This window comes from Rosistilla carotiformis, from assembly GCF_007753095.1.
GTDB lineage: Bacteria > Planctomycetota > Planctomycetia > Pirellulales > Pirellulaceae > Rosistilla > Rosistilla carotiformis.
Genome location: NZ_CP036348.1, coordinates 4,080,686 through 4,095,957 on the forward strand (window position 1 = coordinate 4,080,686; position 15,272 = coordinate 4,095,957).

At 57.7% G+C, this 15,272-nt stretch carries 9 protein-coding genes; 3 read left to right on the forward strand and 6 right to left on the reverse strand.

All coding sequences use genetic code 11. The features are described 5' to 3' along the window. Window positions 1-354: 354 nt before the first annotated feature. Entirely contained in the window at window positions 355-549 is a 195-nt protein-coding gene (locus Poly24_RS14745; RefSeq protein ID WP_145096720.1) for a hypothetical protein, read from the reverse strand. Window positions 550-757: 208 nt separating this feature from the next. Between Poly24_RS14745 and Poly24_RS14750 the strand changes: the two genes are divergently transcribed. Next, a complete protein-coding gene (locus Poly24_RS14750; protein ID WP_145096723.1) occupies window positions 758-3,619 on the forward strand; it encodes a PD-(D/E)XK nuclease family protein in 2,862 nt (953 codons plus the stop codon). Beyond that, window positions 3,616-6,330, forward strand: coding sequence for a UvrD-helicase domain-containing protein (locus Poly24_RS14755; RefSeq protein WP_145096726.1), 2,715 nt, complete (start codon window positions 3,616-3,618; stop codon window positions 6,328-6,330). Before Poly24_RS14750 ends, Poly24_RS14755 begins: the two co-directional genes overlap by 4 nt. A 163-nt stretch (window positions 6,331-6,493) precedes the next feature. Here the strand turns inward: Poly24_RS14755 and Poly24_RS14760 are convergent, their stop codons facing one another. The 5 genes from Poly24_RS14760 to Poly24_RS14780 form a co-directional block, all read right to left on the reverse strand. Then, window positions 6,494-7,816 (reverse strand): HlyD family secretion protein, encoded by a 1,323-nt coding sequence (locus Poly24_RS14760; RefSeq protein WP_145096729.1) that lies wholly within the window; start codon window positions 7,814-7,816, stop codon window positions 6,494-6,496. Next, entirely contained in the window at window positions 7,813-8,166 is a 354-nt protein-coding gene (locus Poly24_RS14765; protein WP_145096732.1) for a DUF3302 domain-containing protein, read from the reverse strand. Before Poly24_RS14765 ends, Poly24_RS14760 begins: the two co-directional genes overlap by 4 nt. 88 nt (window positions 8,167-8,254) lie before the next feature. Continuing rightward, entirely contained in the window at window positions 8,255-8,851 is a 597-nt protein-coding gene (gene pgsA, locus Poly24_RS14770) for a CDP-diacylglycerol--glycerol-3-phosphate 3-phosphatidyltransferase (RefSeq protein WP_145096735.1), read from the reverse strand. A gap of 61 nt (window positions 8,852-8,912) precedes the next feature. Further along, the gene (rimO, locus tag Poly24_RS14775) at window positions 8,913-10,334 is read right to left on the reverse strand and encodes a 30S ribosomal protein S12 methylthiotransferase RimO (RefSeq protein WP_145096738.1); all 1,422 of its coding nucleotides are present in this window, start codon (window positions 10,332-10,334) and stop codon (window positions 8,913-8,915) included. A gap of 216 nt (window positions 10,335-10,550) precedes the next feature. Next, the gene (locus Poly24_RS14780) at window positions 10,551-13,226 is read right to left on the reverse strand and encodes a peroxiredoxin family protein (RefSeq protein WP_145096743.1); all 2,676 of its coding nucleotides are present in this window, start codon (window positions 13,224-13,226) and stop codon (window positions 10,551-10,553) included. Window positions 13,227-13,596: 370 nt separating this feature from the next. Between Poly24_RS14780 and Poly24_RS14785 the strand changes: the two genes are divergently transcribed. Continuing rightward, window positions 13,597-15,264 carry a BBP7 family outer membrane beta-barrel protein gene (locus Poly24_RS14785; protein ID WP_145096746.1) on the forward strand — a complete coding sequence of 556 codons (1,668 nt, stop codon included), beginning with the start codon at window positions 13,597-13,599 and terminating at the stop codon, window positions 15,262-15,264. Window positions 15,265-15,272 lie beyond the last annotated feature (8 nt).

Consider the following 15,272-nt stretch of genomic DNA (forward strand, 5'->3'; position numbering starts at 1 on the left):
AGAGAATTCCGCATGGAAAGCGTCCCATTGCCGTCGGATGCATCGGGGACGGCGTCGACCTTTGCAACCCCTGCGGTTTCCACGATTGCACTCTCGGCTCCTTCATAGCTGGATGCTCGACGAACGCCCCTGCGCAACGGGGGCAGATGAGAATAATTGGCAAGCCGGCCGGCTTGGCACTCATTGATAACGCCCAATCGACGGGCTGACTATCGGGGCACAAAAAAACCCAACAACCAACCTACCCCATCGGGTACCACTGGAAGGAACGTGGAAGTAGCGTCATTCCACGACCGTCCATCCGCCGAGGCCCCCTTTTAGGCGACCGTCTTCACGCGAACATTGTCTGCCGGTCTAGCGTTCCAGGTCGTTCCCTTCTTCGTCGTAGCGGACGTAAGCGAAATAGAAGAAGACGCCGACGCAGATCGGTAGATTGATCAGCCAGATCGCAAACATGATCGGATCGATCCAAGGCAAGATGATCCCGATCACCAGCAGAATCGCCCAGAGGATTCGTGTCGCCCGCCACATCGATTGGATTCGTTTCATTGCGCTACAATCATTTTTTTGACCCGGTCTCGCTGGAAATCCGGAAGTGTTTCCCGGACCGTTATATTAGCTTAGCTTTTATCGCAATTTCTTCCTAGGCGCCCCCAAATTGGATCTTGGCGTGGACCTGACTTGTCCAAAGGGGATTGCAGGATAGACTGCTGCTGGCCTCGATCACCCCCTTTTACCGATTGAACGGAGTCTCTTTGTGGCGTCTGGTTCGAGCTTACAACCGATCTTTTTGGGATGGAATCAGCCGCTGCTGCCGTTGGCGGCCGAGTGGCTTTGGAATGCCTATCCCCCCACCGATCAGTGGGATTTGAGTGCGCTGACGATTGTCTTGCCGGGACGACGTGCGACGCGGCAATTTGGCGACATGTTGACCCGTTTCGCCGCGGCGCGGAACCGCACGCTGGCGGCGCCAATCATCATCACCACCGGCGGTTTGCCCGAACGTCTGTATCAACCGACCGCGCCGATCGCCAATGAGATGGAGCAGACGCTCGCCTGGTGCCAGGTGCTGCGCGCGGCTCCGTCGGCGTCGCTGGAACCCTTGATTGCCAATCCGCCTCCCCAAACTCCGATCGCGCCGTGGTTGGAATTGGCCGGTGCCGTTCGCCGACTGCACGAAGAACTGGCGAGCGAACATTTCAGTTTCGGCGACGTTGCCAATGCGTTGGCGAAGGAGACGCCGGCAGAAACCCCGCGATGGGAACTGTTGGAAAAATTAGCGAACGCGTATGACGCGACGCTACAGGCGGTGGGCCGATCCGATCCATATTCTCAACGGCGACACGCCACATCGGGCCATCTGTGCCAGGCCCCTGGCGATGTGATCGTGGTCGGGGCGGTCGATCTGAACAAGAGTATCCGGACGATGATCGAAGCGATCGCCCCACGCGTCGCCATCTTAGTGGGTGCCCCCGAATCCGAAGCGGACGTCTTCGACCAATACGGCTGCGTACTTCCAACGGCTTGGACGAAACGAACGCTGCAGATTACCGACGAACAATTGGTTCCCGCCACCGACGCCGAAGACCAAGCCGTCGCGACCGGCCAGATCATCTCGGGTTGGCGCGCGCAATTCCAGCTGGATCAGATCACGATCGGGATCACCGACGAGGCGATGATCGCGCCGGTCAGCCAACAATTGGCGACCCAGGGAATCGACGTCCACGCGGAACTTGGCGATCCGTTGATCCGTTCCGCTCCCGCCCGGTTGTTGTCGCTGATCGTGGATTACATTCAAACTCGCAGCTATCGCGCCTTGTCGAGTCTTGTGCGACACGCGGACCTGCACGCGATGCTGACTGCCGATTTGACCTCCACCGCTCCCGACGGCGAAGCTTCGGCGGCCTATGGGAACTGGTTGGTCTGTTTGGATCGACTGCGTAGCGAGCACTTCCCGCTGCGGACGACCGATCCGATCCCAGTGGCAGCCACCGATCGCGAATTGGTCGGCCGATTGATCACCACCGTCGACCGTTGGTTGGAACCGTTGCTGGTCAACGAATCGGCGGCGGAAATCCAACTGACCGATTGGTGTAATGCAATCCGCACCACCCTGGACACCGTCTACTCCAAGCGTCGCCAAAACCTTCGTGGTTCGTGGCAACAGAAACTGGGGCAGGCCTTGGTCGCCATCGATGCAGCAATCGATCGATTAAGCAGTGTGCCTCAGCCATTGGAGCTGTCGTTGCCCAGTGGAACCATTGCGGAGATGCTACTGGCTCAGATCGCCGATGTTCGACTGCATCATCCCGCCAACCCCGACACGATCGAACTTGTCGGTTGGTTGGATTTGGCGCTCGACACCAACGAAGCGTTATGTGTCGTCGGTTTAAACGAACCGTTTGTTCCCGAGAGCGTCGTCGCCGATCCGTTCCTTCCCGGTGGGCTGAGGCATCGATTGAAGATTGCCGACAACGATCAACGGTATGCCCGCGATGCGTATGCGTTGAGTCTGATGATGCACAGCCGCCCCGCAGTCCGATGGATCGTTGGTCGGGCCAGTGCCGAGGGATCGCCAACGCCCCCCAGCCGTTTGCTGGCCGCCTGTTCGGCTGACGTGGCGGCGACGCGAACGCTGCGATTGTTAGACGAACTGCCGCCACGGCCCGTCGTTGCATCGATCTGGTCGACCGATCAAGCCACGTCGAACCTGCCGATCCCTGTCCCCTGCGACTACAATCCGCCAAGCATCCTTTCGGTCACGGCCTTTGGCGATTACCTGCGCTGTCCCTACCGCTTTTTCCTGCGGCACATTGCCAAGCTGCGTCCGTTGGATGACACCGTGGTCGAATTGGCCGCCAACCAATTTGGCAATTTGATTCACGATGCGTTGGAAGAGTTTGGGAAAGACGGGCCCAAGCATTCGACGAACCACGACGAGGTCGAAGGCTTTTTATTGGACGCGGCATCGGATTTGGCCCGGCAACGCTATGGCGATCGCCCCTCGGCTCCGGTGCGGTTGCAAATCACCAGTGCGTTGAACCGTTTGAAGCTGGTCGCAAAACGACAGGTGGAACGGACACAGCAGGGCTGGTTGCTGTGGGCTGCCGAACGGCAAGTGGACGTTCAGCACAACGCCGTGTTGATGGTCGATGGAACCCCGTTTGGACTGAAAGGTCGCATCGACCGCATTGACTACCACCCCGATGACGATCGCTGGGCGGTGATCGATTACAAGACGCACGCTCATGATCCATTCAAGAAGCATTACAAAAAGTCGACCGACGAGTGGATCGATCTTCAGCTGCCACTGTACCGCCACATGTTATCCGCGTTGGAGATACACGCCGATCGCGATTTAGTGCAGCTGGGCTATTTCAATATTGGCGAAAAGGAATCGGACGTCCGCGTGAACATCGCGGAATTTACACCTGCACTCTACGCATCGGCTGATGTCGCCGCAGCCGACGTCGTCCGGGGCGTCCGCGAAGGTCGCTTTATCGCCAACCCCGACGCGGCAACCAATTACGACGACTACGCCGTCATCTGCCAGACCGGTAGCATCGAACACTTGTTCACCGATCAAGACGAGGATGCGTTGGAGGAGACGCAAGCATGAGTCCATCCCAATCGAACCGCCGCACCGACGCCGCAACGCCGACCGCCGACGCGCTGCGTCCGCTGATGATCCGCGCTTCGGCAGGGACCGGCAAGACATATCAATTGACAGGCCGCTTGCTACAGATCCTGTTGAACGGGGCCGCTCCCGAGACCATCTTGGCGACAACGTTTACGCGGAAGGCAGCGGGAGAGATTCTCAATCGCTTGCTACTTTCGCTAGCCCGTGCGGCGACCGACCCGAAAGCGCTCGATGGATTGCGAACGCAGATCGGCGATCCCAACCTAACGGCCGACGCCCCTGCACCGTTGTTGCTTGGAATTTTGCAATCGATTCACCGGTTGAGGATCTGCACGCTCGACAGTCTGTTTTCCCAATTGGCGCGTTCGTTTTCATTCGAATTACGGCTGCCGCCGGGCTGGCAATTGACGGATGAAATCGAGGAGAGTTGGTTTGTTGATCTGGCCATTACGCGCATGCTGGAGCAATTCGACGAGACCGAGGTCCAGTCGCTATTTCACATGCTCAGCAAGGGGCAAGCCGAGCGGAATGTGGCAATGCGCTTGCAACAAGTGGTGCAGAACAATTACGCCGGATTCCGTCGCAGCCACCGCGATGCTTGGAGGACGTTGACGCCGGTCAAAGCGCCGCCGACCAAGGCGATCACAGCAGCGGTGGGCGTATTGGACAGCAGTGCCAGCGGCGACAAACGAATCGACAAAGCGATGCGGAAGTACGGGGAATGGACCCTGACCGGACAATGGGACGCGATCGTGGAAGCCAAACTGATCGCGGCCGCGGACGAATCTCAGCATAGCGGCGATCCGGTCACCTACTACAAAAAACCGGTTCCCGACGATTTAGTGGCCGCGATGCAAGTGATCTACGCCAAAGCGCGGCACGAGTTTGTGATGCGTTTGAAAATGCAGACCGAAGCGACTGGCGATCTGCTGGAATCGTACGATCGCAATCTCGGTTCGTTGAAACAAAACGCCCGACGGTTCAGCTTCGATGATGTCTCCCATCAACTGGCTGCGTGGATCGATCGGTTGCAGGCAAATCAAGTCTCGGGAGACCTAGATCGGTTGGCGATTCGGATGGATGCGTCATTGGATCACGTGCTATTGGATGAGTTCCAAGACACCGCGCCGGTCCAGTGGGATGTGCTGCGACCGTTCGCGCGACGCGCAAGTGTCGGCGCCCCCGAACGGACATTCTTCTGCGTCGGCGATACCAAACAGGCGATCTATGGCTGGCGCGGTGGCGAGGCGAAGATCTTCGACGCGGTCCAGCAGGAACTGCCAAACGTCGATTCGCAACCACAGGACACCAGCTTCCGCAGCAGTCCGGTGATCACCGACAACGTGACCAAGATTTTCAAAAACCTGCATCGACATCCTGCCTACAGCGAACGCGAACCACATCCGGTCGGGGACGAACAGTGGAAGTGTCACGCGTTGCACGAATTTGAGGATGCGTTTCACGACCATCACGCAGCGTTCCGCGATCGACCTGGCTACGTGCAGTTTTCGACGGGGCCGCAGGGAGAGGGTTCGGCCAGTGAAAAGCGTGCACTGCACGAACGGTACGTCGCAACGCAGGTACGGGAACTCGCCGACAAGATCCCCGGCAAATCGATCGGCATCCTGACCCGAACCAACCAAACCGTGGGCCGAATGATCTATCTGCTGCGGGAACTGGGGCTGGATGTCAGTCAAGAAGGTGGCAACCCACTGATCGATTCGGCAGCGGTCGAATTGGTGCTGTCTGCGATCCGAATCGCCGAACACCCTGGGGATCTGCGTTGGCGGTTCCATCTTGCCAACTCTCCGTTGGCGAAGTCGCTGGAACTGACATCGGCCATCGATCGCAAGATCGCCTATCGCGAGAGCCTCCGATTGTCGTCGGAATTGCGTGACCGCTTGGAACACGAAGGGCTCGTTGCCACCGTGACCGAACTTGCCAAAACGCTGTTGCCCGAATGTGGCGAAGCGGATCGGTTACGGTTGCGTCAGTTGATCGGATTGGCCAATCAATACGCACGGGCTCCACAATCTCGCTGGTCCGCGTTTGTGGAAATGGTCACCAAGCGACGTGTGCAACGGCCACGGGAAGCACAGATTCGCGTGATGACGATTCACCAAGCCAAGGGTTTGGAGTTTGACGCCGTGATCCTGCCCGAACTCGACGGGCCGCTCTCCAAACCACCACAGAAATGCGTCACGATCGCCCCCAGCCCAACCGCTCGAGCGACTGGAGCCCTACGTTACGTGAAGCATCAAGCTTGGGGCATGCTGGAAGATCAATGGCAGCAGGCGTTTGGACGCAGCATCGCCGCCGCGATGACCGAATCGCTGTGCACGTTGTACGTCGCGGTGACACGCCCGGTCCATGCGCTGTATATCTACATCATCCCGGCCGGCAAAAGCAACTTCAACGCAAAGACGTCGGCGGCATTGCTGTATCACGCCCTCGGCGTCACCGCCACCGTGGAACCCGAAACCGATCTCTACATCGATGGCGACCGTGAATGGTTCAACGCCCTCCCTGCGCCGCAAGAAACACCTTCGGCCGAACCGAAGCCCGAAAAATCAAACGCCGGCGAAACGGAGATCTCCGTCGAGCGCAGGCCCCAGACGAAACCAACGGTTCCATCCAACGATTCCCCACGCCGCAGCGTGGAAGATCCCAAACAGATGGACCTATTTTAGAAGTTGCCTGCGGCGTCACAAAACGTGTCGCCACAGGACGATCATCATCACCGCGATTCACACGTTGCCCGTTGCTGCGGATAGGCGATCCACGGCGAGTCGCCCAACGCATTTAACCAACGGCGCATCACTGCAACGCGGACGCACCGAAAACGACAATCCATTAGTGGACGGCGTCAAAGTTTTTCATGAAGAACACATAGTTCTCCCAACTCTTGATTCGCAGAATGATCTTGCGAACAATCGCCAAGGCGTGAAAGTTATGCGTATAGACGGCGATGCTGACGTGCGCTCCAGTCGGCAGGTTTAAAGCTTCCACATCTTCACCAAACACAAATTTCACCGGAATATCATCGCCAACACTCGCATCGGCTCCGCCTTGTAGCTTCCCCATTCCTAGGAACTGTCCTTCGGGAATGATGTCGAAAACATATTCCACTTTCGCGGGAAAGATGCGCCCGGGATACGCTTGAAACGCGAGTTCGGCGTCCAGTCCCGTTTCGATCCCAGCGATCGCATTTTGCGGATACCGGGCGACCAGCATCTGTTTCTCATCGGGGATAAACAGCATCGCCGACATGGGAGAGAATGGCGTCGCCATTTGCCCCGGACGCAGTGTGACCTGAGTCACATAGCCATCGGTCGGTGCACGGACGACCGTTTGTTCCAGCTCCCAACGCTTCCGCTCCAGTTCCGCCATCGCCTGGCGCACGTCGGGGTTCACCCCATCGCTTTCGGCTTCCAACGCAACCCGCGCTTCGCGTTCCTGGGCTTCGGCACGCTTCAATTCATCGCGAGCCGCCTTCAAGCGGTTGCTCCCCGAAGCCAACGTCTCTTGCGCTTTTTGTTCCGCGCTTTTCGCTTGCAACAGTTCGGATTCCAGCGCATCGACCCGCGCCTGGTCGGCGTCCAGTTCACGCTGCGACGCCGCGCCGGATTCAGCCAATTCCTGGCTACGTTTCAAATTCTCCTTCGCCAAACTTAGGCGCGTTTCGGTTTGATCGATCTGTGTTTGGGAAATGTCCAACGAGATCCGCGCCTGCCGGTCGTAGTCCGATTCAGAGACCAGAAGATTCGACCGCGCGACTTCCGTCGCCGCTTGAGCCGATGCCAGCCGTGCGTCCAATTGCGAAACCTGAGCGTTCATTCCGGCCAGCATCGCTTCCAATCGATCGACTTCCAATTGGTAGGGCTTGGGGTCGATACGGAATAACACGTCGCCGGTCTTCAGCGGTGCATTCGTTTTGACGGGAACTTCGAGCACCTTGCCACGCACCTGTGGCACGATCTGGGTAACGGTCGAATAGAACCTTCCATCGTGGCTGACCGGATGGCATACCGACAGCAAAATCAACAGTCCCACCAACAGAACCATTCCGCCCAATACCGCGGTGCAAACGGTGTAGGTGGTGATGGGAACTAATTTGAATTTCTTGAAGATCAACCAGCAGGCAGCGCCATAGGTTCCGAGAATCAATTCAATCATTTCCCACGTCCTCCCTTGGTCGTTTTTCCGCTGGCATCCTGCTGCAGCTCTTTGATCTGATTTTCCAATTGTGCCAGCCGCGCCAAGAGGTCCGGGTGCGGATCAACCCCCGTTTCGGGAGCTGCTTGTTTCGGTTCCTCTTTATGCGACAACGCCCACAAGAAAACCAACGGCCATATCGCGTGCAATGTGAACAGACTCAACCAACAGGCGACATAGATCGCATCCTGTTGAGGATGATTTCGATGTTTCGCCGACTCATACGGCAGCTCATGAATGTAGATGAATGTGTAGAACAAGATCACAAGCACGATCAAAATCATACACAGCGCAAGATAGTTTAAAAACAACGTCTCCCCCTGCCTGATTCAGGCACACAGTATGTGAGAATTTCCCCTTTCATACCTAACCTAGGAAAAAGAGGAAAGAGAAGGATGCTTAAGATTTTGCGTTCTCACGCAACATTCTCGCCGCCGCGAGAATGTATTCCCATCCCGAATAGAGCGTCAACGCAACAGCGGCCCACAACGTCGCGTTGCCAACCTGCAAAAGCCAAGCCGGCGCGTCGAGCATCCCAAGGCAAATCAGGACGACGATAATCGCCGCGCACTGGAGCACCATCTTCCATTTCCCCGACCAACGGGCCGAGAAATCGCCGCCGGCCCCTTCGATCATCCCCCGCAGCGAGGTCACCAATAGTTCGCGGGCCACGATCACGATCGCCATCCAAGGGGCGACATTGGAATCGTCGATCGCGACCAATGCGATGAACGTGCCGCAAATGATGATCTTGTCGACGAAGGGGTCGAAAATTCGTCCCAGCTTGGTGACTTGGCCATACTTGCGGGCCCAATAACCATCCATCCAATCGGTTCCCGCGGCAACGGAAAAGGCCACCAAAGCGGGCCATATCTGTTGATATGCCAACAGCACCACGACACCGATCGCCAAAAAGAAACGAATCGTCGTCAGCAGATTGGGGACGTTGTAGATCGACGGCTGAGCAGCACTTGACGTCGTAGGGGCAGTTGTCATCGATCCATCTCCAGATTCAACATCTCGCTTGGTATCGGGCATTGATCCAATCGCTATCGATTTACCGCGGAGTGTCGGTAGGTACCGCCACCAGATCATAACCTTGTGACGCCACGATTTCGGATCGCACCATCACACCTTGGTCCAACGGGGCTTCCTGTTCCGAGACAAACACCAAACCGTCGATGTCAGGCGCATCGGCTGCGGTGCGACCGATCCAAACGCCCGGCTGATCGGGCAGCGGACGATCGATCAACACATCGGCTTGGGTACCTACGCGCTGCTGATTCCAATCGAAGGCCATCTCTTGTTGCAGCTGCATCAACCGCGCTCGCCGTGCTTCGGCGACGTCCGCTGGGACATGGTCGGGCAACTTGGCTGCCGGCGTGTCGGGCTCTAACGAATAGGTAAAAATCCCCAAGCGTTCGAACTGATGCGCTTCGATGAACTCATACAATTGGTCGACATCTTGTTCCGTTTCCCCCGGAAAACCGGTGATGAACGTGGTCCGCATCACGAGATTGTCGATTCGCGAACGCATCTTGTTCAACAACACTTCGGTGTCAGCCCGGTTTACTCGGCGCGACATCCGTCGCAACATCGAATCACTGGCGTGCTGCAATGGCATGTCGATGTACGGCACGATCCGCTTGGCCGAAGCGATCGTGTCCAACAACGCGTCGTCGATGTACATCGGATAGAAATACATCAACCGAATCCAATCGAGTCCATCGATCGCATCGAGTTCTTGTAACAGTTCATTCAGCCGCGTCTGACCGTACAGGTCCAAACCGTAGTAGGTGGTGTCTTGAGCGACAACGTTCAGCTCGCGGACGCCGCTTTCGGCCATCCTGCGCGCCTCGGCAACGACTTGTTCGATCGGCTTGCTGGCATGTTTGCCGCGCATCTTCGGGATCGCGCAGAACGTACACAAACGATCGCAGCCCTCGGAGATTTTCAAGTATGCGAAGTGTTCGGGGGTGATTCCCAAGCGGCGATTGTCGGGCAACGCTTGGATCGGTGCGGGGCGGAAGACGGTCCGTTGTTCGGCGATTCCATCGACAAAGCGATTCGCCACATCGACGATATCGTCGCGGCCAAAAACGCCCAACATGCCGTCGATCTCGGGACGCGCGGCCAGCAATTGGTCGCGTTGCCGTTCCGCCAAACAACCGGTGACGATCACACCCCGCAGTTTGCCCTGCTGCTTCAGTTCCAGCATTTCATCGATCGCACCCATCGATTCCTGGCGTGCCGAATCGATGAAACCGCAAGTATTGACGACAACAAAGTCGGCGCCATCGGGATCGTCGACCAAGCGGTACCCAAACTCATGCAACTGGCCCAGCATCTGTTCGGTGTCGACAGTATTTTTCGGACACCCCAAACTGATCACCGCATAGCTGCCCCGTGCTTCACCCGATGCTTGGGGAGCGGTCAGCGGTTCTGCATTGGTCGGTGCGGAAATGATGGGCAATTGCATAGATGCGGTCGTCGTGGTTTCGACGCGGTTCTAGGGTTCGAATGGAGCGACAACCCAAAAGCCTAACCGAGAATCTTGGTTTCGGCTATGGTCTTTATAGACAGAGACTGCCCAGAGCTGAAGATTCGCTCGGTTTGCCGATTAACGAAAGATTTTCCGTCCCCCGATGGGACGCGACGCCGGATCGGAAAGGAATCTCGCGAACGGCGACGTTTTCTAGGGCTTCAGCAAACGAGCGGCCTCATCGAGCACAAACTGCGGCTCCATGAACGGCTCAAATCCAATATCTTGCCAACGGATCCGCCCCTGGGCATCGATCAGAAAAGTGCCGTGCAGCGGTTGATCTTCAAAGTCGTCGAAAGCGCGATAGGCCTTGAACGTTTCCAAATTGGGATCGGAAATCAAAGGGAATGGCAGCGGTTTCTCGTCGTACAGTTTGATCGATTTCTGCAGATCCGATTCGGGATCGCTGCTGATCGCAACCAAATCGATGCCGGCTTTGGCAAATGTTTCGGCCATCGGTGCGAAGGCCTGCAATTGCTCGGCACAGTGCAGGCAGGCATAACCGAGGTAGAAAATCACCACGACCGGCCGGCCGCGGAACTCCTCCAGCGAACGCGTTTCTCCCTGCGCGTCGGTCAATTGCCACGAGACCGCAGGGGATGGGTGCCATCGGAACGGCCCCAAAGAATCGAGCTCGGGACGCGCTCCAAGATCGTCGCTTGGTTCCGCAGGCAATCGCCAGTCGGCGGGGAATTCCAAATCGGCAGCGATCGACTGCAGCCGCGCAAACGGCGCTTCGGCAAGGTCCAGATCAGACGAAATCGCTCGCAATTGCTCAAACGTCTCCTTGGCCAGCTTCCAATCTCCCGATTCGGCATAGATCTGGGTCAACCAAGCCAGCGGCAGCACTTCGTTCTTGTTCTTTCCAACTTCCTTTTTCAGTGCCGTGATTGCGGTCTTGGGATCGCCACTTCGCAAACTGCAAATTGCCAAGGGGTAGGGCCCGACATCGCTACCTGCCTTCTTCAACAACGGCAACGCTGCCGGGTAGTTTTCTGCGGCCAGTTCGCGAAAGCCTTCGACTTCGGCGATCGCTTTGACCAGGTCGTTGATTGGTGTGGCAAACGGTTTCCGCGCGGCGGTCCTCGCTTTGTCGATCGCCTTTTTTTCCTTGTCGATCTGTTGTTGGCGGACCTTCGCCTCCGCAGCGGCAACACGGGCTTCGATCGTTGCCGACGAATCCTCTTTCACCGCCGCATCCTTCGCGGCATCGGTCGCCGGTGGATCGGCGCCGGTGACGTCATCCGCGTCATCCGCGTCATCCGCGTCATCCGCTTCGTCGGGTTTCGACTTCGAAGTTTCCTGCTGCACCTCAGCGGCCTGCTTGGCTTGCTCCGCTTCGGCCGCGCGGCGTGCCTCTTCCCCTGCCTTTTTCACTGCCGCGGCATCCACCGCCTTCTCCGTCGCTTCGGCAGCCGCCTTGTGCCCCGCTGCTTTTTGCTTGCCGCGCTGTTTGCTCAGCCGCGCGTTTAAATCTTCCAGCACCTCTTCGCCAACCGTCGGTTGGTGCGTCATGAAGCTGGCAACGCCCAACAGGCGCAGACGGACAAGTTGTTCCTTTTCATCGTCGGTTGGTTCCAACATCGGTCCGTGGCAAAGATCGAACGCCTGTTGCCAACGTTCGTATTGCGTCAGCGTTTCGACCAACCGCAGCCGCCCGTATTGCGTGCTCCCCTTTTTCTTCAGCGTGTTGTATTTCGGATGCCGCGGCAGCTGGATCATATTGATCGCCAAATCAACGGCATCGTCGACACGCCCCACGTGATTCAGGTTGCGGATCAACCACTCGTTATTGTGGGCAAAGTTGTGGATTTGATCGGGCAGCAAACCATCGCGGATCATGTGCGCATGATCGACCCGAGCCGACGCTTCCTGTTGCCAGGCGGCATCCCGATAGCGTTTCAATCCGGAATAAATGTGCCCAGGCATGTGCCACATGTGCGCGATCGATGGCGCCGCGGGCCCGCACTTGGCCGCCGATTCCAGTGCGAAAGCCGCCTTCTTATAGTCCCAAAGATGGATTCGAAAGTGATGCGCCGGATGCATCGGTTGGACCGCGAAGACCTTGTCCATCAAACCGTCCACCGCCAACACACTCGGATTCGCCAGTTCCCCTTTGTTGTCGTAAAGCTGCAACGCCAGCAGTGCTTTGGCTTCGATATCGTCCGGAAATTCGATCGCGATCGCTTCCAATGCGTCGGTGTACTCCTTGGCCCGTTTCTCCTTCCGCTTGGCCTCGAGCTCTTTGTCCTTCTTTTTCGCGTCGGGCTTGTCGTCGGATTCTTCGTCCGACTTGTCGTCCGACTTTTTCGCTTCGGCTTTTTCCTTTTCACGCGTTTCAAAGTTCAGATCGGCATCGAGCGCCTCGATATACTTCTGCTCGCGTTTGCTGACCTTCCCCTTCCGCTTGACCGCTTCAGCAATAAAGCCTTTGGCGCGTTTTTCAACCTTCCGAGTCGCCAAGGCCGCGCCCCAGTAGGCCATCGCACAATCGGGGTCCAACTTGGCGGCTTGCCGGAACGAACGTTCGGCTTCCAAATACCAAAACCCGTAGAACTGTCCGACGCCCTGTTCGAAAAACGCTTGGGCTTCGGGAACGCTCGTCGTGATGGGAAAGTCGACCGCGCCGGTACCGCCCATCAGGTAGGCCTGCTGGCGCGGTCCTTCATTCAGAAATTCACCGTGGTAGCTGTGACCGGCCAAGCTTTCCGCAGCCGCCGCGTCGTCGGCGGATTCCACCGGAGGTTGGCTGTCTGCCGCCCAGCTGCTGGGACCGCATAGGCTTGCCAACACGAGCAGGATCAAAGATCGAAAGCGGCAGTATTTCATACGGTGAGATTCCTGGCAGAAACGCGCGTCGGGGAGGCCATCGCGGGAGGTGGGATAGCCGTCCAGATTAGAACTCGGCACCGCAATTTGCAAGCGTTTGACGTGCAATTGGAACGATCCGGCAACGTCCCAACACTGGCTACCAAGCAAAGCCCCCCAACCGGCAAGCTTCCACGCAACCGCCCCCGCCGAACCAATTGATTCCGTTGACCCGAATTCACCAGCACGCCGACGCCTAGTTTTTCTGTGCTAGCAGGCGTTTGCTAGCAGATAAACATCCTTGGGGGCTACGGTCCCCCAAAACGGCCGCCGCGAGCTACCTTGCGACGGAGGCTGCCCCCCGAGAAACAATCTTGTTTGGAGATGATCGATGGTAATTGCTGCACCTGTCCACGTCTGGGTCCCGGCGTTGTTGATTTTGATGTTCTGTTTCCTCCAGCCGCGGCCCGTGACCGCGGTGGAACGGGACCATGCGGAACGAAGCCCCACATCGACGCTCGGCCCCATCGCACTTGCTTCGGCCCCCGAGACACCTCCAAAAATTCTCGGACTCGAAACCGTAAGCCCGCAAGGCGGACCGATCGAATCGAGTTCCGATGTCCCCTCGATGGAGCAGGCGTCAAGCAATGAATCACTCCCCCCACCCGCTCCCTTCAGCGCCGGTGCCATCCCCAACCTCACCGAACTGGAAGCCAATACCCTCGAAAACTATGTGCTAACCGAAGCCCAGCTTCAAGCATTATTGGCCCCGAGTCGCACCCACAACTTTGCCAACGCCCATGGAGCCAAGTCCAACACCTGTTCGTCCAACACGTGTCCGTCGCCCAATCAAGGTCAGACGCCTCGATTGATTCAAATGCCCCCCGATTCGAGCGAGACCGACGTTTCGATCGCTCGAACAACGACATCGCTCAAAGGAACGATTCTGGCTGCGCCATGTCCTCCGCGGTGTTGGGTCGCGGCGGATGTGCTGATGCTTTGGTTACAAGGCGACACCTTGCCCCCACTCCTAACAACAAGTATTCCAGGCACACCACAAGCCGATGCGGGACGTTTGGTTTTGCCAACAACCACCTCCTTGTTTGGCGGCGAGCAACTGGATTCGGAAGCACGTTTCGGAGGACGATTGAACATCGGTCGCTGGTTGCAACGTGCCGATGGTATCGCCTGGGAAACCGAATTCAGCTTTCTCAAGCAAGAGGACGCGAACTACCGCTTTGATTCTGCGGGCAATCCCACCCTGGCTCGCCCCTTCTACGACGTCAATCCCGGCATCGATGCCGAAGCGGCTGACCTGGTCGCCTTCGATCCGCTGGTCGCCGGGCGGATGACGATCGACACCCGCAGCGAACTGTATACCGGCAGCGTGGGGATGCGGACCGTGGGGATGCGGTGGAGCAACCCGGAGAAGGGACGCGAATTGCATTGGTTGTCGGGCTTCCGCTACTTCCGGCTCGCCGAATCGGTTCGCATTGGCGATCAACGTCTCGTCGGCGCGACGCACGCCAGTCCGTACGGGACGCTTGACGCCGGAACCACCCTCGACAGTTTTGACCTCTTCAAAACCGAAAACGACTTTTACGGTTTCGACTTGGGACTCAGTGCCCAACGAACCGGAAAACGGTTGGGATGGCGAGCGCAAGCCAAGGTGGCTTTGGGTGTGAACCATCAAGCGATCGACGCCGCGGGGGAACGAACGATCACGCCGTTGGCCGGCGCGGCGGCGACCGAAAATGGAGGGCTATTGACGGGGGAAGGGAACCTGGGCGAAGCGTCCCGCCAAAGGTTTGCCATCCTACCCGAAGCGAGATTCGAAGTCGGCTATCGGCTGACGTCTCACCTGCGAGCCACCGTCGGCTACCAGTTCCTTTATCTAAATGAAGCCGTTCGCCCCGGTGCGCAGATCGATCGAGCCGCCAACAGCAGCCTGCTGGATGCCGCGGTTGCCGATGCGGGGCCCACGCGTCCCGGACAACTTTTTGAATCCGAAAGCGTCTACGTCCACGGTGGAACGTTTGGGTTGGAGTTTCATTATTAGATGGGCCT